At 61.6% G+C, this 23,834-nt stretch carries 22 protein-coding genes; 20 read left to right on the forward strand and 2 right to left on the reverse strand.

The window, feature by feature from the left end; translation table 11 throughout:
• Window positions 1-37 precede the first annotated feature (37 nt).
• The 9 genes from K6N12_RS08420 (at window position 38) to lpxB (ending at window position 9,754) form a co-directional block, all read left to right on the forward strand.
• A complete protein-coding gene (locus K6N12_RS08420) occupies window positions 38-781 on the forward strand; it encodes an isoprenyl transferase (RefSeq protein WP_003586675.1) in 744 nt (247 codons plus the stop codon).
• Complete coding sequence (locus K6N12_RS08425) at window positions 781-1,611, forward strand: phosphatidate cytidylyltransferase (RefSeq protein ID WP_003586673.1); 831 nt, start codon at window positions 781-783, stop codon at window positions 1,609-1,611. The genes K6N12_RS08420 and K6N12_RS08425 overlap by 1 nt, the downstream gene beginning before the upstream one ends.
• A gap of 37 nt (window positions 1,612-1,648) precedes the next feature.
• On the forward strand, window positions 1,649-2,767 hold the full coding sequence (gene rseP, locus K6N12_RS08430) for an RIP metalloprotease RseP (protein WP_097625358.1): 1,119 nt from the start codon (window positions 1,649-1,651) through the stop codon (window positions 2,765-2,767).
• Window positions 2,768-2,970: 203 nt separating this feature from the next.
• Window positions 2,971-5,310 (forward strand): outer membrane protein assembly factor BamA, encoded by a 2,340-nt coding sequence (gene bamA / locus K6N12_RS08435; RefSeq protein ID WP_003586671.1) that lies wholly within the window; start codon window positions 2,971-2,973, stop codon window positions 5,308-5,310.
• Window positions 5,311-5,360: 50 nt separating this feature from the next.
• A complete protein-coding gene (lpxD, locus tag K6N12_RS08440) occupies window positions 5,361-6,428 on the forward strand; it encodes a UDP-3-O-(3-hydroxymyristoyl)glucosamine N-acyltransferase (protein ID WP_097625359.1) in 1,068 nt (355 codons plus the stop codon).
• Window positions 6,421-6,888 (forward strand): 3-hydroxyacyl-ACP dehydratase FabZ, encoded by a 468-nt coding sequence (fabZ, locus tag K6N12_RS08445; RefSeq protein ID WP_097625360.1) that lies wholly within the window; start codon window positions 6,421-6,423, stop codon window positions 6,886-6,888. The genes lpxD and fabZ overlap by 8 nt, the downstream gene beginning before the upstream one ends.
• A complete protein-coding gene (gene lpxA, locus K6N12_RS08450) occupies window positions 6,885-7,703 on the forward strand; it encodes an acyl-ACP--UDP-N-acetylglucosamine O-acyltransferase (protein WP_097625361.1) in 819 nt (272 codons plus the stop codon). The genes fabZ and lpxA overlap by 4 nt, the downstream gene beginning before the upstream one ends.
• A 3-nt stretch (window positions 7,704-7,706) precedes the next feature.
• Window positions 7,707-8,588 carry an LpxI family protein gene (locus tag K6N12_RS08455; RefSeq protein WP_097625362.1) on the forward strand — a complete coding sequence of 294 codons (882 nt, stop codon included), beginning with the start codon at window positions 7,707-7,709 and terminating at the stop codon, window positions 8,586-8,588.
• Complete coding sequence (lpxB, locus tag K6N12_RS08460) at window positions 8,585-9,754, forward strand: lipid-A-disaccharide synthase (RefSeq protein ID WP_097625363.1); 1,170 nt, start codon at window positions 8,585-8,587, stop codon at window positions 9,752-9,754. The genes K6N12_RS08455 and lpxB overlap by 4 nt, the downstream gene beginning before the upstream one ends.
• A 42-nt stretch (window positions 9,755-9,796) precedes the next feature.
• Here lpxB and gltA read toward each other — a convergent pair whose 3' ends face one another.
• Window positions 9,797-11,086 (reverse strand): citrate synthase, encoded by a 1,290-nt coding sequence (gltA, locus tag K6N12_RS08465; RefSeq protein ID WP_222148801.1) that lies wholly within the window; start codon window positions 11,084-11,086, stop codon window positions 9,797-9,799.
• 290 nt (window positions 11,087-11,376) lie between these two features.
• Between gltA and K6N12_RS08470 the strand changes: the two genes are divergently transcribed.
• Window positions 11,377-13,806 carry a ComEC/Rec2 family competence protein gene (locus K6N12_RS08470; protein ID WP_097625364.1) on the forward strand — a complete coding sequence of 810 codons (2,430 nt, stop codon included), beginning with the start codon at window positions 11,377-11,379 and terminating at the stop codon, window positions 13,804-13,806.
• Here the strand turns inward: K6N12_RS08470 and lexA are convergent.
• Window positions 13,787-14,506 carry a transcriptional repressor LexA gene (lexA, locus tag K6N12_RS08475; RefSeq protein WP_097625365.1) on the reverse strand — a complete coding sequence of 240 codons (720 nt, stop codon included), beginning with the start codon at window positions 14,504-14,506 and terminating at the stop codon, window positions 13,787-13,789. The genes K6N12_RS08470 and lexA overlap by 20 nt on opposite strands.
• Before the next feature lie 196 nt (window positions 14,507-14,702).
• Between lexA and K6N12_RS08480 the strand changes: the two genes are divergently transcribed.
• The 10 genes from K6N12_RS08480 (at window position 14,703) to K6N12_RS08525 (ending at window position 23,822) form a co-directional block, all read left to right on the forward strand.
• Window positions 14,703-15,596, forward strand: coding sequence for a VOC family protein (locus tag K6N12_RS08480; protein WP_097625466.1), 894 nt, complete (start codon window positions 14,703-14,705; stop codon window positions 15,594-15,596).
• Window positions 15,596-16,441 carry a 3-deoxy-8-phosphooctulonate synthase gene (gene kdsA / locus K6N12_RS08485; protein WP_097625366.1) on the forward strand — a complete coding sequence of 282 codons (846 nt, stop codon included), beginning with the start codon at window positions 15,596-15,598 and terminating at the stop codon, window positions 16,439-16,441. The genes K6N12_RS08480 and kdsA overlap by 1 nt, the downstream gene beginning before the upstream one ends.
• 141 nt (window positions 16,442-16,582) lie before the next feature.
• Window positions 16,583-17,857 carry a phosphopyruvate hydratase gene (eno, locus tag K6N12_RS08490; protein WP_064838359.1) on the forward strand — a complete coding sequence of 425 codons (1,275 nt, stop codon included), beginning with the start codon at window positions 16,583-16,585 and terminating at the stop codon, window positions 17,855-17,857.
• Between the two features lie 135 nt (window positions 17,858-17,992).
• On the forward strand, window positions 17,993-18,313 hold the full coding sequence (locus tag K6N12_RS08495; protein ID WP_097625367.1) for an FtsB family cell division protein: 321 nt from the start codon (window positions 17,993-17,995) through the stop codon (window positions 18,311-18,313).
• Window positions 18,314-18,458: 145 nt separating this feature from the next.
• Window positions 18,459-19,505 carry a pyruvate dehydrogenase (acetyl-transferring) E1 component subunit alpha gene (gene pdhA / locus K6N12_RS08500; RefSeq protein WP_097625368.1) on the forward strand — a complete coding sequence of 349 codons (1,047 nt, stop codon included), beginning with the start codon at window positions 18,459-18,461 and terminating at the stop codon, window positions 19,503-19,505.
• A 16-nt stretch (window positions 19,506-19,521) separates the two neighbouring features.
• Window positions 19,522-20,913, forward strand: a complete 1,392-nt coding sequence (locus K6N12_RS08505; protein WP_097625369.1) for a pyruvate dehydrogenase complex E1 component subunit beta — start codon at window positions 19,522-19,524, stop codon at window positions 20,911-20,913.
• A gap of 10 nt (window positions 20,914-20,923) precedes the next feature.
• Window positions 20,924-21,226, forward strand: coding sequence for a hypothetical protein (locus K6N12_RS08510; protein WP_097625370.1), 303 nt, complete (start codon window positions 20,924-20,926; stop codon window positions 21,224-21,226).
• A gap of 1 nt (window position 21,227) precedes the next feature.
• Window positions 21,228-22,577 carry a pyruvate dehydrogenase complex dihydrolipoamide acetyltransferase gene (locus K6N12_RS08515; RefSeq protein ID WP_097625371.1) on the forward strand — a complete coding sequence of 450 codons (1,350 nt, stop codon included), beginning with the start codon at window positions 21,228-21,230 and terminating at the stop codon, window positions 22,575-22,577.
• Between the two features lie 19 nt (window positions 22,578-22,596).
• Complete coding sequence (locus tag K6N12_RS08520) at window positions 22,597-23,238, forward strand: SGNH/GDSL hydrolase family protein (protein ID WP_131710883.1); 642 nt, start codon at window positions 22,597-22,599, stop codon at window positions 23,236-23,238.
• Between the two features lie 2 nt (window positions 23,239-23,240).
• A complete protein-coding gene (locus K6N12_RS08525; protein ID WP_097625373.1) occupies window positions 23,241-23,822 on the forward strand; it encodes a GNAT family N-acetyltransferase in 582 nt (193 codons plus the stop codon).
• Window positions 23,823-23,834 lie beyond the last annotated feature (12 nt).

Raw genomic sequence — 23,834 nt, forward strand, 5'->3', positions numbered from 1 at the left:
TGGATCTGTGCCTTTGCCTGGAAAGACCGGACGGGAAATGTCGGAATCTGTATTTGTGACTGTGCCAGAGCATGTTGCCATCATCATGGACGGCAATGGCCGTTGGGCCAAGCAGCGCGGCCTGCCGCGCACGATGGGCCATCGCAAGGGCGTCGAGGCGGTCCGCGAGACAGTGCGCGCCGCCGGCGCGGCCGGCATAAAATATCTGACCCTCTTTGCCTTCTCCTCGGAGAACTGGCGCCGGCCGGAGGCCGAGGTCTCCGACCTGCTTGGTCTGCTCAAGGCTTTCATCCGCCGTGACCTTGCCGAGCTTCATCGCCAGAATGTGCGGATCAAGGTGATCGGCGACCGCCACAGCTTGCGCAACGACATTCTGGGCCTGCTGCTTGAGGCGGAGGAAACGACCAAGGACAATACGGCGCTGACGCTGGTCATCGCTTTCAATTACGGCTCGCGCGACGAGATCTCGCGGGCTGTGGTCAGCCTGGCGAGAGACGTCGAGGCCGGCCGCCTGAGGGCGCAGGATATCACGCCATCGCTGATCAACGCCCGTCTCGATACGGCCGGTATCCCCGATCCGGACCTCATCATCCGCACCAGCGGCGAGGAGCGGCTTTCCAATTTCCTCCTCTGGCAGGCCGCCTATTCGGAATTCATCTTCGTTCCGGAGTATTGGCCGGATTTCAGCCCCGAGATCTTCCGCTCGGCGCTGGAGAAATTCGCCTCCCGCGACCGGCGCTTCGGCGGCCTGTCGTCGCAGGCAGCCGCGGTCGGCACCTGATGCAGCAGGAATTGAAGCTCCGCATTGTTTCAGGCCTGATTCTTGCGGTGATCGTTCTTGCCGCCACCTGGTACGGCGGATTTGCCTTCCGCATCCTGGCGGCCGTGATCGGCCTGCTGATCTATTATGAATGGTCGACAATAACCGGCGTCGCGCGTGATTGGGTCGCCAATGCCGTCGGCTGGATCGGCCAGGCGGCGATTGCCTTCCTCGTGCTTGTCGGCAATTTCGAATTCGCCGCCGGCATGCTGGCCGGCGTCACCGCCGTCGGCATAGCGCTGATCATCCTGCACGGCACCAGCCGCTGGTTGCCGGTGGGCCTGTTTTATGCCGGTGCCACGGGCCTCGCGCTCGCCGCGATCAGAAGCGATGACCGGCCCGGCCTTTATGCCATGCTCTTCGTCTTTGCCGTCGTCTGGGCAACCGACATCCTTGCTTATTTCGTCGGTAGGGCGCTTGGCGGACCGAAGCTTGCCCCTTCGATCTCGCCGGGGAAGACATGGTCGGGGGCAATCGGCGGCGCCGTTTCGGCGGTCGTAGCCGGCGTCGTTCTTATCCACTTTCTCCTTCCAGGGACGGAAATCATCGCTGCCGTCGCAGCCCTCGTTCTCTCGGTTTGCAGCCAGTCGGGAGATCTGTTCGAATCGTTCATCAAGCGGAAATTCGGCGTCAAGGATTCAAGCCGTCTCATTCCTGGTCATGGCGGCGTCATGGACCGTGTCGACGGACTGATTTTCGCCTGTTTTTCGGCGTTCTTGCTAGCTGGATTATTTTCCCTGATAAAGGGGACTGCGATGACGTCGCTCGGCGCGGCCTTGTTCGGCCTTTGATGACGCGGCAGCCTGACGGAAGGAACTGATAGAAGTGATGGCCGATATATACGCATTCCTGATGGGGAATATCGTCACCTTCATCCTCGTGCTCTCGCTGCTCGTCTTCGTGCACGAGATGGGCCACTACCTCGTCGGACGCTGGAGCGGCATCCGCATCCTCGCCTTCTCTGTCGGTTTCGGTCCGGAGATATTCGGCTTCACCGACCGCCATGGAACGCGCTGGAAGATCTCGGTGATCCCCCTTGGCGGTTACGTCCGTTTCTTCGGAGACGAGGACGCCTCGAGCAAGCCCGACAGCGACAAGATCGCGGCCATGTCCGAAGAGGACAGGGCGCGCTCCTTTGCCGGAGCAAAATTGTGGAAACGTGCAGCAACGGTCGCAGCTGGCCCGATCGCCAATTTCCTGCTGGCCATCGCTATTTTCACCCTTCTTTTCTCGGTCTACGGCCGCTCGGTCGCCGATCCCGTCGTTTCCGAAGTTAAGCCGGAGGGCGTGGCGGCTGCCGCCGGCATCCTCCCCGGCGATCTGCTGGTCGCCATCGACGGCGGCAAGGTCGAGACCTTCGACGATGTGCGCCGCTATGTCGCCATCCGCCCGAGTCAGGAGATCGTCGTCACCATCGAGCGCGGCGGCCAGAAGCTGGATTTGCCGATGGTGCCGCAGCGCGTCGACATGACCGACCAGTTCGGCAACAAGATCGAGGTCGGCCAGATCGGCATCGTGACCAGCAAGGAGGTCGGCAATTTCCGCCTGCAGACCTACACACCGCTCCAGGCGCTGCGCGAAAGTGTGATCGAGACCCGGGATATCGTCACCGGCACCTTCAAATATATCGGCAATATTTTCCGCGGAACGATGCGGGCCGATCAACTAGGCGGCCCGATCCGTGTGGCGCAAGCTTCGGGCCAGATGGCGAAGCTTGGAATAGGGGCAGTGTTGCAGCTTGCCGCCATGCTTTCAGTTTCGATAGGATTGCTTAACCTGATGCCGGTTCCGGTACTTGATGGCGGCCACCTGATGTTCTATGCGGTGGAAGCGGTCAGAGGAAAACCGCTGGGCGCCAAGACCCAGGAAATCGCATTTCGCATTGGCTTGGCCATGATACTGACATTGATGGTTTTCACGACCTGGAACGACATTGGCGCGAGCTAAGGGTAAACGCGCGAAGCAGGGGAATTACTATTTATTTACGATGTTTCAAGGCTGTAGTGGCGAATGGGTCACGCTTCGAAATGAAGTAAACAGAAATTAACGACCTCCCTTGCTTGTATGTCAAAAGCGGGTAAAACGACACACGTGACCGGAATCGGGTTTTCCTGAGGCCGGGGACGAGGGAAAAAAAGGTAATAGGTGAAATGAAGGCTGGTTCAAAGTTTTTGAACGCAGTATCGGCGGTTGCGCTGTCTGCTAGTGTTGTTGCTTCGGGCGCAGGTGCTTTGACGTTCGTTTCCGCTACCGCCGCCGAGGCCGCGGTCATCCAGCGCATTGATGTGCGCGGCGCAAGCCGCGTCGGCGCGGAAGCGGTCCGGTCGAACCTCACCATCGCTCCCGGAAAGAGCTTTTCGAACACCGATATCGATGAATCGGTCAAGCAGCTCTACGGGACGGGTTACTTCTCCGACGTGAAGATCTCGGTCTCCGGAAGCACGCTTGTCGTCAACGTCCAGGAAGCCCAGCTCGTCAACCAGGTCGTCTTCAACGGCAATCGCAAGATCAAGGATGACAAGCTCGCGACCATCGTCCAGACGCATGCCGCAGGCCCCTACAGCGACACCCAGATCCAGTCCGACATCCAGTCGATCAAGGAAGCTTACGCCGCCACCGGCCGCAGCGAAGTCGAAGTCACGACGCAGGTGGTGCCGCTCGGCGAAGGCCGCGTGAACCTTGCCTTCGTCATCAACGAAGGCGATCGCACCAAGATCGATTCGATCAATTTCGTCGGCAACAATGCCTACAGCGCCGGCCGCCTGGCTGCTGTCATCAACACCAAGCGTTCGAACTTCCTGTCGTTCCTGACCCGCAAGGACGTCTATAACGAAGACAAGCTGCACGCCGACGAAGAAGCGCTGCGCCAGTTCTATTACAATCGCGGCTATGCCGACATGCGCATCGTCTCTTCCGATGCCACCTTCGACGATGCGACCAACAAATACACGCTCACCTTCAACATCGAGGAAGGCCAGCGTTACGACTTCGGGCCGGTGACCGTCCAGTCGACCGTCGAAGGCGTCGGTTCCGAGCAGTTGCAGCCGCTCGTGCGCACCCATGAAGGTCATGTCTACAACGCCAAGGAAGTGCAGAAGTCGATCGAGGCGATCTCCGATCAGGTCGCGTCTGCCGGTTATCCTTTTGCGCGCGTCACGCCGCGCGGTAACCGCGACCTCAACAACAATACGATCGGTGTCGAATATCTGGTCGACCAGGGCGAGCGCGCCTATGTCGAGCGTATCGAAATCCGCGGCAACAGCCGCACGCGCGACTACGTCATCCGCCGCGAATTCGATATGAGCGAAGGCGACGCCTTCAACCAGCAGATGATCACCAAGGCCAAGCGCCGCCTCGAAGCGCTCGGTTACTTCTCGTCCGTCAACATTTCAACCCAGCCGGGCAGCTCGCCGGATCGTGTCGTGGTGGTCGTCGACGTGCAGGATCAGTCGACAGGTTCGTTCGGTGTCGGCGCCGGTTATGCCGCCGGCGGTGACGGCCTGCTGCTTGAAGCGTCCATCGAAGAAAAGAACTTCCTCGGCCGCGGTCAGTATATCCGCATCTCGGCCGGCGGCGGTCAGGAAGGTTCGCGCGCCTACGGCGTCAGCTTCACCGAGCCCTATTTCCTCGGTTATCGTCTGGCCGCAGGCTTCGACGTCAACCACAGCGAGACGTCGAGCAACGACAACTACGACTATGAGGAAACCAGCGTCGTTCTGCGCGTCACCGCGCCGATCACCGAAGACCTGGCGACGACTTTCCGCTATAACTACAAGCAGATGAAGTATGACGCGGACAGCAGCGATCTTTCAGATCTGTCAGCTCCGTATCAGCACCTCGTTGAAGACAGCCCGTGGACGCGCTCTTCGATCTCGCAGACGCTGACCTATAACACGCTTGATGACACCGTCCTGCCGCGAGAAGGCATCTATGCGACGGCGACGCAGGAACTGGCTGGCCTCGGCGGCGACTCGCAGTTCTATAAGATCTACGGCAAGGCCCGTTATTACCGTCTGCTCGCTGACGATGCCGATATCATCGGCTCGGTTTCTGCTTCGGCGGGTTATGTCATCGGCCTCGGCGACCATCTGAATGTCTTCGATCAGTTCACCCTGACCAACGGCGATATTCGTGGCTTTGAAAACAAGGGCATCGGCCCGCGCGTTTCCGGCACCAACGATGATCCTCTGGGTGGTACGACGTATTTCACCGCATCGGCCGAAGCGACCTTCCCGATGCCGGGCTTCCCGCGTGACTTCAACCTGCGCGGCGCGGTCTTCGCGGATGCCGGCACGCTGTTCGGCAATGACGTTGACCTGAGGGGCGACGGCATTGATGGTGAAGACGCCTCTCTGCGCGCTTCCGTCGGCGTCGGTGTCGTCTGGCAGTCTCCCTTCGGTTCATTGCGCCTGGATTACGCGATCCCGGTTCTCAAGGAAGACTTCGACAAGACGCAGAACTTCAAGTTTGGCATCAACAACCAATTCTGATATCGGCAGTCCGGAACTGTAAGACTCAATTCCGTTCTGGAGCATTGCCGATGGAGCAAAACGTTTTTTTTCTGCCCCATGAAGGTCTGAAGCTCGCTGAGCTGGCAGAGTTTCTTGGGGCGGAACTTCCCAATTCCGACCATGCCGACATCGTCGTCCGATCCGTGGCCCCGATCAACCGGGCGCGGGCGGGTGATGTCTGTTATATCCTGTCGCGCCGCAGCCGCGATGAGCTGGCGACATGCGAAGCCTCGGCGGTGATCTGCGACAAGGCGCTGGCCGATCTCGTCCCCCCGCATATCCCCATCATCCTGTCGTCCAATCCGCACGCGGCCTTTGCGATGGCAGGCGGACTGTTTTACCCGGCAGCATTGCGTCCGGTCGCCATTTCGCCGGGTGAAAGCGAGATTGCGCCGAGCGCGGTGATCGATCCGAGCGCCAGGCTGGAAAAAGGTGTGATCGTCGAGCCCCTGGCGGTTATCGGCGCGCATGCCGAAATCGGCGAAGGCACGCGCATCGGCGCCCACAGTGTCATAGGCCCGAATGTCAAGATCGGCCGCGATTGTTCGATTGCAGCCGGCGCCAGCATTCTCTGCGCGCTGATCGGCAACGGCGTCATCATCCATAACGGCGTCCGCATCGGTCAGGATGGTTTCGGCTATGCGCCCGGTCCGCGCGGCATGATCAAGATCGTCCAGATCGGCCGGGTGATCATCCAGGACAACGTCGAGATCGGGGCCAATACCACGATCGACCGCGGCGCCATGGACGATACGGTGATCGGTGAGGGGACCAAGATCGACAACCAGGTCCAGATCGGCCACAACGTCCAGATGGGCCGCCATTGCGCCATTGTCGCGCAGGTCGGCATCGCGGGCAGCACGAAGATCGGCAATGGCGTGCAGATCGGCGGCCAGGCCGGCATCAAGGGGCATGTAACGATCGGCGACGGCGTGCAGATCGCTGCCAAAAGCGGTATCATGACCGATCTTGCCGCCGGCGGGCAATATGGCGGTGTACCGGCCCGTCCGCTAAAAGACTATCTGAGAGAGGCCGCACAACAAGTGTCGAAGTCCAAGTTGCGCGGTCGGAACCCTGGAGGCAAGGAAAATGACTGAAGAAGCCACGACAACGCTTTCTTCGGCGGACATCATCGAGATCATGAAGCTGCTGCCGCATCGTTACCCCTTCCTCATGGTCGACAAGATCATCCAGATCGACGGCGACAACTCGGCGATCGGCATCAAGAATGTCACGGTGAACGAACCGCATTTTACCGGCCATTTTCCGGAAGCTCCGATCATGCCGGGCGTTCTTTTGATCGAGGGCATGGCGCAGACCGCGGGTGCGATCTGTGCCAAGAAGGAAGGCCAGCCCGGCAACCTCGTCTACTTCATGACCATCGAGAATGCCCGTTTCCGCAAGCCTGTCGTTCCTGGAGACCGCGTCGAATTCCATGTCGCCAAGCACAAGCAGCGCGGCAATATCTGGAAATTCCATTGCGACGCCAAGGTTGACGGCGCCCTGGTCGCCGAAGCCGATATCGGCGCAATGATCGTTCGTAAGGAACAGGCATGAGCACTATTGCCGAAAGCGCCCGCATTCATCCGATGGCTGTCGTCGAAGACGGGGCTGTGATCGGTGAGGGCGTCAAGATCGGTCCCTTCTGCCATGTCGGGCCGCACGTCGTCCTGCATGAAAATGTCGAGCTCTTGTCGCATGCTATTGTCACCGGCCGCACCGTGATCGGCAGGGGCACGCGCATCTTTCCGATGGCTGTCATCGGCGGCGATCCGCAGAGCGTGCATCACGGCGGCGAGGAGACGACGCTTTCGGTTGGCGCCAACTGCACGATGCGCGAAGGTGTGACGATGAACACCGGCACGGCCGATTTCGGCGGCCAGACGATCGTCGGCGACAACAACCTCTTCCTTGCCAATTCCCATGTCGCGCATGACTGCAAGGTCGGCAATCACGTGATCATGTCGAACAATGTCATGCTCGCCGGCCATGTCGTCATCGAGGATCGCGTCATCCTGGGCGGCGGCTCGGCCGTTCACCAATTCACCCGCGTCGGCCGTCAGGCCTTCGTCGGCGGGCTTTCGGCAGTGAGTTACGACGTCATTCCCTACGGTATGCTGAACGGCAATCCCGGTCTGCTGAGCGGCCTGAATGTCGTCGGCATGACCCGCGCCGGCGTCGACCGCGCCGTCATCCACAGGGTACGCCGCGCCTATAAGTCGATCTTCGAAGGAACGGGCTCCGTCCGCGAAAACGCCGCCGCCATCCGCGACGAATATGCCGATTGCGAGCAGGCGGTCCAGATCCTCGATTTCATCGCCGCCGACAGCGATCGCGCTCTGTCCTCGCCGACCCGGGGGCAGAAGGGCTGATCCGTGGCTTTATCAGGCGACACCGCTGCGGGCCGGCTGGCGATAATTGCCGGCGGCGGTCTTCTGCCTTCTTATGTCGCCGAAGCCGCGCGTGCGGCGGGTGAAAATCCCGTCATCGTCGCCCTGAAGGATGAAAGCGACCGGCGCTGGGAAGACTATGATCACGCCGTCATCGGCATCGGCGATTTCGCAGCTCTTGATGGGTTGCTCAGCCGTTATGGTGTCGGCCGTGTCGTGATGTCGGGCAGCGTCGCCCGCCGACCGGAATGGCGCGAGGTGCGTCCGACACTGCGCATTCTGATGAAAGTGCCGGCCGCCATCCGCACACTGCTCTCCGGCGGCGACGACACGGTTCTGCAGATGGTGATCCGGCTGATTGAGGGGAACGGCCGCCGGGTTGTCGGCGCTCATGAAATTGCTCCGGATCTGCTTGCCTCTGTTGGTGCGCTTGGCGCGACGACGCCTAGTGAGGAAGACCGGCGCGATATCCGCCGCGCCGCCGAAGCCGCGGACATGCTCGGTCGGCTGGATGTCGGGCAGGGTGCTATCAGCATCGGCGGCCGTGTCGTGGCACTCGAGGGGCTCGAGGGTACGGATGAGATGCTGGACCGTGTCGCGGGTCTCAGAGCCGCCGGGCGCATCTCGCCGCGGCGCCGCGGCGCGCTCGTCAAGCTCTGCAAGCCGCAGCAGGATATCCGCGCCGACCTGCCGGCGATCGGCGTTTCCACGATCCTGAACGCAAAAAAAGCCGGTCTCGGCGGCATCGCGGTAGAGGCCGGCCGCTCGCTGGTGCTCGATCGCGCCGCCGTCATCAAGGCCGCCGATGAGGCAGGGCTTTTCGTCTGCGGCATCGATCGCGGGCTGCCGGCATGGGGGCTCGAATGAACGGGGCGCCGCTGAAGATCGCCGTCATTGCCGGCGAGGTATCGGGTGATCTGCTCGGCGCCGATCTCGTCGCCGCCCTGAAGCGGGTCCACACCGGGCCGGTGGAACTTGTCGGCGTCGGCGGCGAGGGGCTGCAGGCCGAGGGCTTGCGATCCCTGTTCGATTTCTCCGAGTTGTCGATCATGGGCATCACCCAGGTGCTGAGCCGGCTGCCGAAGCTGTATACGCTGATCCGCCGGACGACCGCTGCCATCGTCGCTGCAAGGCCCGACATTCTCCTCATCATCGACAGCCCGGATTTCACCCATCGCGTCGCAAAGCGCGTCCGCACCGCGCTGCCCGATCTGCCTGTCGTCAATTACGTCTGTCCGAGCGTCTGGGCCTGGAAAGAATATCGCGCCACGCGCATGCTCGCCTATGTCGATCATGTGCTCGCCGTCCTGCCCTTCGAACCGGCGGCGATGCAGCGCCTTGGCGGGCCGGCAACCACCTATGTCGGCCATCGCCTGACCGCCGACCCGGCGCTCTTGGAGACCCGGCGCCGGCGCGCCGGCAGGCAGCCCGGCAACGACGCGATCCTGCTTCTGCCCGGCTCACGCTCCTCGGAAATCCAGAAGCTCCTGCCCCATTTCGAGGTGGCGGCAAGCGAACTTGTCGCCCGCAATGGGCCGACGCGCTTTGTTCTGCCGACGGTGACGCACAGGCAAGCGCTTGTCCGCCAACTGACGGCGGGATGGGCGGTCAAGCCGGAGATCGTTGTCGGCGCTGAAGCTAAATGGAAGGCATTCGCTGAAGCCGATGCGGCGATGGCGGCATCGGGAACCGTCATTCTTGAACTGGCGCTTGCCGATGTTCCTGTCGTCTCCGCCTACAAGGTCGACTGGATCATGCGTCTGCTGACGTCAAGCATCAAGACTTGGACTGGCGCACTGCCGAACCTGATTGCCGATTACGCCGTCGTCCCGGAATATCTGAACGACGTCGTTCGCGGGGCAAGCCTCGCCCGCTGGATGGAAAGGCTGTCGGCTGACACCTACCAGCTTAAGGCGATGAAGGAAGGCTATGATCTCATCTGGCAGCGCATGCAGACGGAAAAACCACCAGGCGAACATGCCGCCGAAATCCTGCTCGACGTGCTGGACAAGAAAAAACCCGGTCGTCTCTGACCGGGTTTTCTCCTTTTCGGGCCGATATGTTGGCCGAAGCGATCAGCGCTTCGAAACCGGGATGTAGTCGCGCTTCGGTTCGCCGACATAGAGCTGGCGCGGGCGGCCGATGCGCTGCTCCGGATCCTCGATCATCTCGTTCCACTGGGCGATCCAGCCGACGGTGCGGGCAAGCGCGAAGAGCACGGTGAACATGGTCGTGGGGAAGCCGAGCGCCTTCAGCGTGATGCCGGAATAGAAGTCGATGTTCGGATAGAGCTTCTTTTCGATGAAATATTCGTCGGTGAGCGCGATGCGCTCCAGCTCCATCGCCACTTCGAGCAACGGATCATCCTTGATGCCGAGTTCGCCGAGCACTTCATGCGTCGTCTTCTGCATGATCTTGGCACGCGGATCGTAGTTCTTGTAGACGCGGTGACCGAAGCCCATCAGGCGGAACGGATCGTTCTTGTCCTTGGCGCGGGCAATGTATTCCGGAATGTGGTCGACCGAGCCGATCTCGTTCAGCATGTTGAGCGCTGCTTCGTTGGCGCCGCCATGGGCCGGGCCCCAGAGGCAGGCGATGCCGGCCGCGATGCAGGCGAACGGGTTGGCGCCCGACGAGCCGGCGAGACGGACGGTCGAGGTCGAGGCGTTCTGTTCATGATCGGCATGCAGGATGAAGATGCGGTCCATGGCGCGGGCGAGCACCGGATTGACCACGTATTCTTCGCAAGGCACAGCAAAGCACATGCGCAGGAAGTTCGAGGCGTAGTCGAGATCGTTCTTCGGATAAACGAAAGGCTGGCCGATATGGTACTTGTAGGCCATCGCGGCAAGCGTCGGCATCTTGGCGATCATACGCAGGCTGGCGACCATGCGCTGGTGCGGATCGGTGATGTCGGTGGAGTCGTGATAGAAAGCCGACAGGGCGCCGACGCAGCCGCACATGACGGCCATCGGATGCGCATCGCGGCGGAAGCCGGTGAAGAAGCGGCTCATCTGCTCGTGCACCATGGTGTGGTGCGTGACGCGATAATCGAAATCCTTCTTCTGCGTGGTGGTCGGCAGTTCACCGTAGAGAAGCAGGTAGCAGACTTCGAGGAAGTCCCCATGCTCGGCCAGCTGCTCGATCGGATAGCCGCGGTGCAGCAGCACACCTTCGTCGCCGTCGATGTAGGTGATCTTGGATTCACAGGATGCGGTCGAGGTAAAACCCGGATCGTAAGTGAAGGAAGCGGTGTTCTTATAGAGAGCACCGATATCGATGACGCTCGGGCCGATCGTGCCGCTCTTGACGGCTAGGTCGACAGATTTGTCACCGATTTTTATTGTAGCGCTTTGATCCGTCATGCTGATCCTCCGAAATGGCGGTGGCGCCATAAAAGCGCCATAGGGGTTAAGCGTCCTCACCGATAGCTATATGATCGCGAAGCTAATGCCAAGTTACCGTGACGGCATTTTGTGCATTGCGGCATCACCTTTTAGGCACTGCAGCGATGAGCCGTGCGCATACCGGAAGCCAATGATTCGACTGCTCTTTTGGCGGTGGCGATTTTCCCTCATATTTCAATCGATTATTCTTGCTCGTTTTGATTGAAGGTTGCATTCTGCCCGCAGGTGCGGGTGATCTTGGGCGGGGTATGGAGGAATTGACGACAGTCGAATTGCGGCCGGAAGCGGGCGCTGGCCTGGCCCAGTCCCCGGGTTTTTCCGCGCCTGCGGTGGGGAGGCGGCCGGCAAGGACCCAGTCCGCGATGCCATTGCGCCACTGGCTGCCGGCCGCGGCCTCGCAATCGCTGCGTGCTGGAATCCGCATGTTGGGCGAGGAGGCCGACCATGGCCGACTGCTGCTGTTCTCGCCGGTCTTCCTCGGCGCCGGGGCGGCCTTCTGGTTTCTCGCGCGATGGGATTTTCCCCTCGTCGCGTCGCTCCTCTGCCTGGCGATGCCGGCGGTCGTGGTTCTCGCCGCCGGCCCCAGCCGGCCGGTGCTGCGGGCCAGCTTCCTGGCGTTGGCGCTTTTCGCCTGCGGCATGCTCTCAGCACAATTCGAGAGCTGGAGGGCTTCGACCGTGATCCTCGATTCATCCGTGACGACGACGGTGACCGGCCGTGTCGAACGGCGGGAAGGCGATGGACGTGGGCGTTGGCGCTACATCCTTGCCGTCACCGGCACGGAGGCGCCGGAGCTGAAGCGGCGGCCGGGGCGCATCACCGCGATCGTCCGCGGCGCCGATACGCCTTTCGAGATCGGTGACATCATCACCGGCAGGGTGCGGCTGACGCCTCCGGCAGGCCCAGCGCTGCCTGAACTCAACGATTTCTCCTTCAGTGCCTATTTCGACGGCATCGGTGCCAACGGCTTCTTCTATGGCGCTCCGGAGAGGGATTTGGGGGCGGGCCCGCAGGGTGCAATGTCGACGTCGGAAGCAATGCTCGAATGGCTTTACCGGCTGCGCAGCGGTATCGGCGATCGCATTCGATCGATCCTGCCCGGCGATACGGGCGCTTTTGCCGCTGCTCTGGTGACCGACGAGCGGCGCGCCATCTCGAATGCGACGACGGAGGCGCTGCGCCAGTCCGGCCTTGCTCATATCGTCGCGATCTCGGGCCTCAACATGGCGCTGTCGGCCGGCATCTTCTTCGTCGGCTTCCGGATGCTGCTCAGCCTTTTTCCAGGCGCTGCCCAGGCCTATCCGACCAAGAAGATCGCCGCAGCAGGCGCGCTCATCGCCGTCACCGCTTACTACCTGATCTCCGGCTTCGGGGTCTCGGCTGAACGCGCCTTTATCATGATGGCCATCATGCTGATTGCCGTCTTCTTCGATCGGCCGTCGATCAGCCTGCGCAATGTCGTGCTCTCGGCCCTCGTCATCATCGCCATTTCGCCCTCCGAAGTCCTGGGCCCGAGCTTCCAGATGTCCTTTGCCGCGACATTGGCGCTGGTATCGGGTTATCAGTTGTGGAAGGAGCGGCGCATTCGCGAAAACGCTTTGCTGAGGCTGCCGGTCTTCCGGCCGCTCGTTGCGGTCGCCGGTTTCTTCGGCGGCGTCTTCCTGACTTCGCTGATCGGCGGTTTTTCCACGGCGCTGTTTTCGATCGAACATTTTCATCGCCTGACCGCTTACGGCCTGCCGGCAAACCTCGCGACGATGCCGATCATCTCCTTCATCGTGATGCCGGCCGGGCTGCTGGCGATGTTGCTCATGCCGTTCGGTCTGGACGCTCCGCTCTGGAAGGTGGTCGGCTTCGGCCTTGATCTGGTGATCGCGGTCGCCAAGACAGTGTCCGGCTGGGGCGGCGATATCGGCGTCGGCCGCTTGCCCGCCTGGTATTTCGCCATCGCCGTGGCAGGCTTCCTGCTGCTGACGCTGCTCCGCACCCGGCTGCGCCATGCCGGCTCAGCAATCCTCGCCGTTTCGACCTTCATTCTGTTGATTCTGCCGGTTTCCCGGCCGCCGGATCTGGTGATTTCGGAGGATGGCGGTCTGGTCGCGCTCGTCGAGACCGCGGCAATGGCTTCCAATCGTGAAAACCCGCCGGATTTCATCTTCGACCAGTGGCAAAGAGCGCTGGTCCTGCCGACGCATCACCCGCCGAAGATGCTGGGTGGCCCCGCTATCCCGCCGGAGGGGGAAGACCGACGCGTCAGGCTTTCCCGCGAGCAACAGAATGAAGCAAGGACAGCGATGCGGGGGGCCGCCGCGGGCGGTGAAACAAACCGCTTCTCCTGCGTCAAAAAGGCCTGGTGCATATCAAGGCTTGGCAATGGCCGTGTGGTAAGCATCATCGACAATGCCGCTTATCTCGGCCCGGCCTGCGATGCAGCCGATATCGTCGTGACGCCGGTCCGCCTGCGTTTCAACAGCTGCCGCTCAGGCGCGACGCTCTTCACCGGTGAGACGCTGCGCAAGACCGGTTCCCTCGAGCTGCGCTTCGCAGATACCGGCCTGGAGGTCGCAACCGCATTCGAAACGCTGTCGCGGCCATGGATGCGCCAGCGCGCCTATGACTGGCGCAGCAACAGTTTTACCGAATCCGGCCTGTCCAGTGTCAGTGATAGCGGCGAATGAGGCCGACGAGCTTGCCCTGCACCTTGACGCGGTCGGGCCCAAAGATCCGGGTCTCGTAAGCCGGGTTGGCCGCCTCAAGCGCGATCGAGGCGCCCTTGCGGCGGAAGCGCTTCAGCGTCGCTTCCTCGTCATCGACGAGGGCAACGACGATGTCGCCGGGGCTTGCGGTGCTGCCGTTGCGGATGATCACCGTGTCGCCGTCGAAGATGCCGGCGTCGATCATCGAATCGCCCTTCACCTCGAGCGCATAATGTTCACCGGAGCCGAGCATGTCGGCGGGAACGACGATGTCGTGGGTATTGTTCTGGATTGCCGAGATCGGAACACCGGCAGCGATTCGGCCCATGACCGGCACCGAGACCGAGTTGCCGTTGTCGGCGACGGGTTTTACAGGCGCGGGGGCGGCGACCGGCTGGGGCTTGCCGAGGCTGCCTTCGATGACGCTCGGCGAAAAGCCGCGCCGGGGCTGGATGCTGGGACTATAGGCTTCGGGAAGCTTGATGACCTCGAGCGCCCTGGCGCGGTTCGGTAGGCGGCGAATGAAACCGCGTTCTTCGAGCGCTGTAATCAGGCGATGAATGCCGGATTTGGAGGCCAGATCCAGGGCATCCTTCATCTCGTCGAAAGATGGCGGAACGCCGGATTCCTTCATGCGCTCATGAATGAAAAGGAGAAGCTCCTGTTGTTTGCGCGTGAGCATCGGCGTGTGACCCCTGATTGAAACAAATCCAGAACAGACACTATATGTTCCATATGTGTTCTGCAAGTAGCTAAATTTCCGTAAAACTTGCCGCCAACTCTTTGAGATTTTTATTTTCATTCGCCGGATTGGCACACATGTCTTGCATTGGGGGTGGTGCTGTCGCACATCTCTTATCGTTTGAGGGAGGGATATGATGAACGAGCGTTCCGCCAAACCGCACCCGCTGGATCATGTCGTGCTGCCCGTCGTCAATATCGATCTGGCCCGCGAGCGGCTCGGCAAGCTCGGCTTCACGGTTGCCGCCGATGCCCGCCATCCCTTCGGAACGGAGAATGCCTGTGTCTTCTTCGCCGACAAGACCTATCTGGAGCCGCTCGGTATCGCCAGCGTCGAGGAGAGCGAGGCCTCGGCGCGGCAAGGGAATGTCTTCACCGCCCGCAACCGGGCCTTCCGCTTCCGTTGCGGCGATGAGGGGCTTTCGGCGGTGGTTTTCGGCACCGAGGATGCCGGCCACGATCATCGGCACTTCGCTGCCGGCGGATCGAGCGCCGGCGAGATGCTGGAGTTCAGCCGGCCAATGAAGATGCCGGACGGTTCCGAAAGCGTCGGCAGCTTCAAACTGGCCTTTGCAGCGGATCTGCGTGCGCCGGACTTCTTTCTCTTTACCTGCCAGCGCATCAATCCATTGCCCGCCGACCGCGGCGCGCTGGAGACACATGCCAATGGCGTGACCGGCATCGCCGAGATCGCGCTGTGCGCGCCTGATGCCGCGACCTACGCCGGTTTCGTCAGCCTTGCCATGGCGCAGTCGGCGGTCGAGAAAACCGGTTTTGGCGCCAATATCGCGGCGCCGAATGCGAAAATCAGCCTGATGACGCCGGAGGGGCTGGAGGCCTATTTCGAGGTTGCCGTCTTATCCGCCGACCGCGGCCTGCGCGGCCGGGCCATCCTCTTCACCGTCGCCGATCTTGCCGTGACAGAAGCGCATTTGGCTGCTAACGGAGTGACCTACACGCGCAAGAACAATCGCATTCTGGTGAAGCCGGCGCCCGGGCAGGGCACGCTTTTCGCCTTCGAGGAAAGATGATGAGCACTGATACGAATTCGGAAGTCAGGATCGGCGAGGGCGCAGGCCAGGTCACCTTTTCCAATACCGGCCGCCTGTCGCTGATTGCCGGCCCCTGCCAGATGGAGAGCCGCGACCACGCTTTCATGGTTGCCGGCACGCTCAAGGAGCTCTGCGCCAAGCTCGGCATCGGCCTCGTCTACAAGAGCTCCTTCGACAAGGCGAACCGCACCTCGCTGTCGGCCGAGCGCGGCATCGGGCTTGAAAAAGGCATGCAGGTCTTCGCCGATCTCAAGAAGGAATTCGGCTTTCCGGTTCTCACCGACGTTCATACCGCCGAGCAATGCGCCGAAGTGGCGAGGGTGGTCGATGTCCTGCAGATCCCGGCCTTCCTCTGCCGTCAGACCGACCTTCTGATCGCCGCCGCCGAGACCGGCCGTGCCGTCAATGTCAAGAAGGGCCAGTTCCTCGCCCCCTGGGACATGAAGAACGTCCTGAAGAAGCTCAACGCCAGCGGCAATCCTAACGTGCTGCTCTGCGAACGCGGCGCCTCCTTCGGCTACAACACGCTGGTTTCCGACATGCGCTCGCTGCCTATCATGGCGTCGATGGGCGCGCCCGTTATCTTCGATGCGACCCATTCCGTGGCGCAGCCGGGCGGGCAGGGCGATTCCTCCGGCGGTCAGCGGGAATTCGTGGAAACGCTGGCGCGCGCAGCGGTGGCGACCGGCATTGCCGGCGTCTTCGTCGAAACCCACCAGGACCCCGACAACGCACCGTCCGACGGCCCGAACATGGTCTATCTGAAGGACATGCCGCGGCTTCTGGAAAAGCTGCTGGCCTTTGACGCTGTCGCCAAGGGCTGACAGTCAAAAGCCTGACATGTTCGTGCTATAGCGACGATCGGACATGCAGGTCGAGGGTGCCGCAATGTGCCATTGTAATTTGCACGCCTTCGATTATGACAGGCTTCGAACGATTGATCACCCACCGAGCAGGAAGAACCCATGACTGCAATCACCGATATCATCGCCCGCGAGATTCTCGATAGCCGTGGCAACCCCACCGTCGAAGTCGATGTCTATCTCGAAGACGGCAGCATGGGCCGCGCGGCCGTTCCCTCGGGCGCTTCGACCGGCGCCCATGAGGCGGTCGAGCTGCGCGACGGCGGCAAGCGCTACCTCGGCAAGGGCGTGCAGAAAGCGGTCGATGCGGCCAATACCGAGATCTTCGACGCGATCGGCGGCATCGATGCCGAAAACCAGATCCAGATCGACAACATCATGATCGAGCTCGACGGCACGCCGAACAAGTCGCGCCTCGGCGCCAACGCTATCCTCGGTGTGTCGCTGGCCGTGGCTAAGGCTGCTGCCCAGGCCTCCGGCCTGCCGCTCTATCGCTACGTCGGCGGCGCTTCCGCGAGCCTGCTTCCGGTGCCGATGATGAACATCATCAACGGCGGCGCCCATGCCGACAATCCGATCGATTTCCAGGAATTCATGATCCTGCCGGTCGGCGCCGATACGATCGCCGAAGCCGTGCGTATGGGTTCGGAAGTCTTCCACACGCTCCGCAAGGAACTGGCCGCCCAGGGCCACAACACCAATGTCGGCGATGAAGGCGGTTTCGCACCGGGCCTGAAGAGCGCTTCGGAAGCCCTCGATTTCATCGTCAAGTCGGTCGAGAAAGCCGGCTACAGGCCGGGTGAGGACATCTACCTCGGTCTCGATTGCGCCTCGACGGAGTTCTTCAAGGACGGCAAATACGTCCTCGAAGGTGAAGGCCGCACGCTCGAATCGGGCGCCATGGCCGAATATCTGGCCGAACTTGCCGCCAAGTACCCGATCATCTCGATCGAGGACGGCATGGCTGAAGACGACTGGGACGGCTGGAAGACGCTGACCGACCTCACAGGCAAGAAGACCCAGCTCGTCGGCGACGATCTCTTCGTCACCAACTCCGCCCGTCTTCGCGACGGCATCCGCATGGGTGTCGCCAACTCGATCCTCGTCAAGGTCAACCAGATCGGTTCGCTGACGGAAACGCTCGACGCCGTCAACACGGCGCATAAGGCTGCCTACACAGCCGTCATGTCGCACCGCTCCGGCGAAACCGAAGATTCGACCATCGCCGATCTCGCTGTCGCCACCAACTGCGGCCAGATCAAGACCGGCTCGCTGTCCCGTTCGGACCGTCTTGCCAAGTACAACCAACTGATCCGCATCGAGGAAGGCCTCGGCCCCCAGGCCCAGTATGCCGGCCGCTCGATCATTCGCGGCTGATCGGATCTGCTTTCGATAATTTGACCCGCGCCCTCCCGGCGCGGGTTTTTTGTTGGCCGTTTTTACGGTCAACGAACGGTTAATCTCTGGGCGTTATGCTGAACGAATTGGTAATGCGTTCAAGAGCATGCGTGTATGTGGACAAAGCATCATAAGAAGAGAAAATTCGGCCGCTTCGTCATTCCTGCCATGACGGTCGCCTTCCTCTCCTATTTCGGCTATCATTGCATTCACGGCGATTACGGCCTGCGCGCAACGGAGACGTTCGAGCACCAGCGCGTCGCGCGTGAAAAAGAGCTTGCGATCTTGAAGGCGAAGCGCGAACATCTGGAAAATGAGGTCGCGCTTCTGAGTGATGGCTCGCTCGACAAGGATATGTTGGACGAAAAAGCGCGCTATCAGCTCAATATGTCGCGCGCGGACGAGATCGTCATATTCAACCATTATTCCAATTAACCGGAATTCGGTTAATTGGAATTTTCTTCGTATTTCCAATAGTTTAGTGCTGAATACGAGCCATGCAATTATGGCATTGCTGTGGTCATATTTCTTCCCTATGGTACGCGCCATCGAGAAACGACAAACCCATAGGGAGGGTTGAATGGCGCCGCGAAAGACCGCGACCGTTTCCAGCCGCAAAACTGCAGCAAAACCGGCAGCCAAAGCATCGAATGGAGGCCCGGTAGCCGACTTCGATCGCGATGAGGAGTTCAAGGCCTATCGCGAGATGCTGCTGATCCGCCGCTTCGAGGAGAAGGCCGGCCAGCTTTACGGCATGGGCTTCATCGGCGGCTTTTGCCACCTCTATATCGGTCAGGAAGCTGTCGTCGTCGGCATGCAGATGGCGCAGAAGGAAGGCGACCAGGTCATCACCGCCTATCGCGACCACGGCCACATGCTGGCAACCGGCATGGAAGCGCGCGGCGTCATGGCCGAGCTGACCGGCCGCCGCAGCGGCTATTCCCACGGGAAGGGCGGCTCGATGCACATGTTCTCGAAAGAGAAGCATTTCTACGGCGGCCACGGCATCGTCGGCGCCCAGGTTTCGCTCGGAACCGGTCTTGCCTTTGCCAACCATTACCGCGGCAACGGCAATGTCTCGATCGCCTATTTCGGCGATGGCGCCGCCAACCAGGGCCAGGTCTACGAGAGCTTCAACATGGCGGCCCTCTGGAAGCTGCCGATCGTCTATATCGTCGAGAACAACCGCTACGCCATGGGCACCTCGACGGCCCGCGCCACTGCGCAGTCGAACTACTCGCTGCGCGGCTCCGGCTTCGGCATCCCCGGCATCCAGGTTGACGGGATGGACGTTCGCGCCGTCAAGGCGGCTGCCGACGAGGCGCTCGAACATTGCCGCTCCGGCAAGGGCCCGATCATTCTCGAAATGCTGACCTATCGTTACCGCGGCCACTCCATGTCGGATCCGGCGAAATATCGCTCGAAGGAAGAAGTGCAGAAGATGCGCTCCGAGCAGGATCCGATCGAGCAGGTCAAGGCGCGCCTCATCGAAAAGGGCTGGGCCTCCGAAGACGATCTGAAGGCGATCGACAAGGATGTCCGCGACATCGTCGCCGACAGCGCCGATTTCGCCCAGGCCGATCCGGAGCCGGATGCATCCGAGCTCTACACCGACATTCTGCTCTAATCGGGGGAGGGAACCCATGCCTATCGATATCCTCATGCCCGCCCTCTCTCCGACGATGGAAGAAGGCACGCTGTCCAAATGGCTGAAGCAGGAAGGTGACAAGGTCACCTCAGGCGACGTGATTGCCGAAATCGAAACCGACAAGGCGACGATGGAAGTCGAAGCCGTCGACGAAGGCGTCATCGGCAAGCTGCTGGTCGATGCCGGCACCGAAGGCGTCAAGGTCAACACCAAGATCGCCGTGCTGCTGCAGGACGGCGAATCGGCCGACGCGATTTCCACTGCGCCTGCTGCTGCTCAGCCAGTCGCTGCTCCGCAGGTTGCCCAGGAAGAAAAGCCGACCAATACCGGTTCGGCTACTGCTCCCGTTCCGGCCGAGCCGAAGGCTGCCGTTCCGAACGATCCGGAAATCCCGGCCGGCACCGAAATGGTGTCGATGACCGTGCGCGAAGCGCTCCGCGACGCCATGGCCGAAGAAATGCGCGCCAGCGACGACGTCTTCGTCATGGGCGAGGAAGTCGCCGAATATCAGGGCGCCTACAAGGTCACCCAAGGCCTGCTGCAGGAATTCGGCCCCCGCCGCGTCATCGATACGCCGATCACCGAGCACGGCTTTGCCGGCGTCGGCGTCGGTGCCGCCATGGCCGGCCTGCGCCCGATCGTCGAGTTCATGACCTTCAACTTCGCCATGCAGGCGATCGACCACATCATCAACTCCGCCGCCAAGACGCTCTATATGTCCGGCGGCCAGATGGGTGCTCCGATCGTCTTCCGCGGCCCGAACGGTGCGGCCGCCCGTGTCGGCGCCCAGCACAGCCAGGATTATGCGGCCTGGTACAGCGCGATCCCCGGCCTGAAGGTCGTCATGCCTTATACGGCGTCCGACGCAAAGGGCCTGCTGAAGGCAGCGATCCGCGATCCGAACCCGGTCATCTTCCTCGAAAACGAAATTCTCTACGGCCAGCACTTCGACGTGCCGAAGCTCGACAATTTCGTGCTGCCGATCGGCAAGGCCCGTATTCACCGTTCGGGCAAGGACGTCACAGTCGTCTCCTTCGGCATCGGTATGACCTATGCGACGAAGGCGGTTGCCGAACTCGAAAGGATCGGCATCGACGTCGAGCTTATCGATCTTCGCACCATCCGGCCGATGGACCTTCCGACGGTCATCGAATCGGTCAAGAAGACCGGCCGTCTGGTCACCGTCGAGGAAGGTTATCCGCAGTCTTCAGTCGGCACCGAAATCGCCACCCGCGTCATGCAGCAGGCCTTCGACTATCTCGATGCGCCGATCCTGACGATTGCGGGCAAGGACGTACCGATGCCTTACGCCGCCAATCTCGAAAAGCTGGCGCTTCCGAACGTCGGCGAAGTCGTCGATGCGGTGAAGGCTGTTTGCTACAAATAAGGGGCGGGTGATGGCCGTGATGAAAGATGTCAGGCGCATTGCTTGGTCGATCTATTGGAAGTTGGTTTTACTCAGCGCCATCTGCGGTTTTGTTGCCGGTGCAGCTTTTGGGTTCGTTTTAGGGGTTGCTGGTGGAATTGCCGGCATACCTCGGGAGACGATAACTCCGCTTCTGCAATGGGGTGGTGCTATTAGCGGTCTGATCGCAAGTTTTTTTGTGTTCAACTTTATTTTGGCACGCACAATTGGAAAGTCGATTGGCGGGCGGCAGCTTGAACTCGCCGTTGCCGGTTCGCTCAGGGAGGGCCACTAATATGCCGATCAATATCACGATGCCCGCCCTCTCTCCGACCATGGAGGAAGGCAATCTTTCCAAATGGCTGGTCAAGGAAGGCGACACGGTCAAGTCTGGCGATGTGATCGCCGAGATCGAGACCGACAAGGCGACGATGGAAGTCGAAGCCGTCGATGAAGGCACGGTCGCCAAGCTCGTCGTTGCCGCCGGCACCGAAGGTGTCAAGGTCAATGCGCTGATCGCCGTTCTCGCCGCTGATGGCGAGGATGTCGCCACTGCGGCAAGCGGTGCAGGCTCTGCCGCTCCGGCGAAGGCTGACGCCGCCCCCGCGCCGAAGGCCGAGGCTGCACCGGCGAAGGCTGAGGCGGCTGTAGCGCCGGCGCCCGCCGCCGCACCCGCGGCGGTTTCCTCAAACGGCAACCGCACCTTCTCTTCGCCGCTTGCCCGCAGGCTTGCCAAGGACGCCGGTATCGATCTTTCGGCTGTCGCCGGCTCTGGACCGCATGGCCGCGTCGTTAAGAGCGACGTCGAAGCCGCCGTTGCCGGTGGTGGCGCCAAACCTGCCGCCGCGCCGTCCGCTGCTGCCCCGCAGGCTGCCGCCGCTCCGGCTCCGGCCGCAGCGCCGAAGGGCGCTTCCGAGGATGCCGTGCTCAAGCTCTTCGAGCCGGGCTCCTACGAGCTCGTGCCGCATGACGGCATGCGCAAGACGATCGCCCGGCGTCTGGTCGAATCCAAGCAGACGATCCCGCATTTCTACGTTAGTGTCGATTGCGAGCTCGATGCGCTGATGGCGCTGCGCGCCCAGCTGAACGACGCTGCTCCCCGCAAGGACAACGCTCCGGCCTACAAGCTCTCGGTCAATGACATGGTCATCAAGGCGCTGGCGCTGGCGCTGCGTGACGTGCCGGATGCCAACGTTTCCTGGACCGAGACCAACATGGTCAAGCACAAGCATGCTGATGTCGGCGTCGCCGTCTCGATCCCCGGCGGCCTGATCACGCCGATCATCCGCAAGGCCGAGCAGAAGACGCTGTCTGTCATCTCTAACGAGATGCGCGATCTCGGCAAGCGGGCCAAGGACCGCAAGCTGAAGCCCGAGGAATATCAGGGCGGCACCAGCTCGGTGTCGAACATGGGCATGATGGGCGTCAAGAACTTCGCCGCCGTCGTCAACCCGCCGCATGCGACGATCCTCGCGGTCGGCGCCGGCGAACAGCGGGTCGTCGTCAAGAACGGCGAAATGGCGATCGCCACGGTGATGTCGGTTACGCTGTCGACCGACCATCGCTGCGTCGATGGTGCGCTCGGCGCCGAGCTGCTCCAGGCCTTCAAGGGCTACATCGAGAACCCGATGGGCATGCTTGTCTGATAGCTGGGCGGAGGCGGAAATGACCAAGACCGTTCTTTGCTATGGCGACTCGCTGACCTGGGGTTATGACGCCGATACGATCGGCCGTCATGACTACAAAAACCGCTGGCCGAGCGTGCTTCAGGCAGCGCTCGGCAGCGAGGCGCGCATCATCGCCGAAGGGCTGAACGGCCGCACGACCGCTTTCGACGATCATCTCGCCGATTGCGACCGCAATGGTGCGCGCGTTCTGCCGACGATCCTGCAGACGCATGCGCCGCTCGATCTCGTCATCCTCCTGCTCGGCACCAACGATATGAAGCCGGTCGTGGCGGGTTCGGCCTTTGCCGCCTGCCAGGGCATCAGCCGCCTCGTGCGGCTGATCCGCAATCACGCCTGGCCCTTCGAATTCGACGGGCCGGAGATCCTGATCGTGGCGCCGCCGGCGATCTGCGCGACGGGCAATGTGCCTTTCGCCGCGTCCTTTCCGGGCGGCATCGACGAATCGGCAAAGCTTGCGACGCTTTATCGTGATCTTGCCGACGAACTCGGTTGCGGCTTTTTCGACGGCAATTCCGTCGCCAGGACCACGCCGATTGATGGCATCCATCTCGATGCGGAGAATACGCGGTCGCTGGGGCGCGGGCTGGAATCGATCGTTCGGATGATGCTGGGGATCTGACGATGACCGCCTTCATCGCGCTGCGGCAGGCCTCACGGCGGGATGCCTCGGAGCTGGCGATTCTGGCGGATATTGCTTCGCACGGTTTTGCCTCCTGGCTCTGGTGCGCCGATGTGGCGAATGGCGTCAGCGACACGCCGATGGAGCGGGGCAGGCTGAAGATGAGCGAGGAGGACGCTGTCGGCAGCTGGCGGGATTCCGTCATCGCCGAGGCCTATGGCGAAGTCGCAGGTGTGGCGATCGGCCATGCGCTGGAGGACGGCATAGGTGATATCGAGGCGACGATCCCGGCGACCGAGCCGATGCTCGCCTTGCAGAAAACGGTTGTGGGAAGCTGGTTCATCGGCAGTCTCGGCGTCTATCGTCATCTGCGCGGCATCGGCATCGGACGCAGGCTGCTGGAAGATCAGATCGACAGGGCCGATCGCCGCCCCGTCAGCCTGATCACCGCAAGTGATAACGAAGCGGCTTTGTCGCTTTATGGAAGAAACGGATTCCTGGAGGCTGCGCGCGCCGATGCCGTGCCGCTCTTCGAAAACAGCAAGAGCCACGCGTGGGTGCTCATGACCCGCAGCGCAGCGTAAAACAAAGGGCAG

Source organism: Rhizobium redzepovicii (assembly GCF_019793435.1).
GTDB classification, from domain to species: Bacteria; Pseudomonadota; Alphaproteobacteria; order Rhizobiales; family Rhizobiaceae; genus Rhizobium; species Rhizobium redzepovicii.

Coding starts and splice junctions, on each gene's coding strand:
- K6N12_RS08420 (WP_003586675.1), top strand. CDS start 38: ATGTCGGAATCTGTATTTGTGACTGTGCCAGAGCATGTTGCCATCATC.
- eno (WP_064838359.1), top strand. CDS start 16,583: ATGACTGCAATCACCGATATCATCGCCCGCGAGATTCTCGATAGCCGT.
- gltA (WP_222148801.1), bottom strand. CDS start 11,086: ATGACGGATCAAAGCGCTACAATAAAAATCGGTGACAAATCTGTCGAC.
- K6N12_RS08505 (WP_097625369.1), top strand. CDS start 19,522: ATGCCTATCGATATCCTCATGCCCGCCCTCTCTCCGACGATGGAAGAA.
- lpxB (WP_097625363.1), top strand. CDS start 8,585: ATGAACGGGGCGCCGCTGAAGATCGCCGTCATTGCCGGCGAGGTATCG.
- lexA (WP_097625365.1), bottom strand. CDS start 14,506: ATGCTCACGCGCAAACAACAGGAGCTTCTCCTTTTCATTCATGAGCGC.
- lpxD (WP_097625359.1), top strand. CDS start 5,361: ATGGAGCAAAACGTTTTTTTTCTGCCCCATGAAGGTCTGAAGCTCGCT.
- K6N12_RS08520 (WP_131710883.1), top strand. CDS start 22,597: ATGACCAAGACCGTTCTTTGCTATGGCGACTCGCTGACCTGGGGTTAT.
- kdsA (WP_097625366.1), top strand. CDS start 15,596: ATGAGCACTGATACGAATTCGGAAGTCAGGATCGGCGAGGGCGCAGGC.
- K6N12_RS08425 (WP_003586673.1), top strand. CDS start 781: ATGCAGCAGGAATTGAAGCTCCGCATTGTTTCAGGCCTGATTCTTGCG.
- K6N12_RS08510 (WP_097625370.1), top strand. CDS start 20,924: ATGGCCGTGATGAAAGATGTCAGGCGCATTGCTTGGTCGATCTATTGG.
- K6N12_RS08525 (WP_097625373.1), top strand. CDS start 23,241: ATGACCGCCTTCATCGCGCTGCGGCAGGCCTCACGGCGGGATGCCTCG.
- rseP (WP_097625358.1), top strand. CDS start 1,649: ATGGCCGATATATACGCATTCCTGATGGGGAATATCGTCACCTTCATC.
- pdhA (WP_097625368.1), top strand. CDS start 18,459: ATGGCGCCGCGAAAGACCGCGACCGTTTCCAGCCGCAAAACTGCAGCA.
- K6N12_RS08470 (WP_097625364.1), top strand. CDS start 11,377: ATGGAGGAATTGACGACAGTCGAATTGCGGCCGGAAGCGGGCGCTGGC.
- K6N12_RS08480 (WP_097625466.1), top strand. CDS start 14,703: ATGAACGAGCGTTCCGCCAAACCGCACCCGCTGGATCATGTCGTGCTG.
- bamA (WP_003586671.1), top strand. CDS start 2,971: ATGAAGGCTGGTTCAAAGTTTTTGAACGCAGTATCGGCGGTTGCGCTG.
- K6N12_RS08515 (WP_097625371.1), top strand. CDS start 21,228: ATGCCGATCAATATCACGATGCCCGCCCTCTCTCCGACCATGGAGGAA.
- lpxA (WP_097625361.1), top strand. CDS start 6,885: ATGAGCACTATTGCCGAAAGCGCCCGCATTCATCCGATGGCTGTCGTC.
- fabZ (WP_097625360.1), top strand. CDS start 6,421: ATGACTGAAGAAGCCACGACAACGCTTTCTTCGGCGGACATCATCGAG.
- K6N12_RS08495 (WP_097625367.1), top strand. CDS start 17,993: ATGTGGACAAAGCATCATAAGAAGAGAAAATTCGGCCGCTTCGTCATT.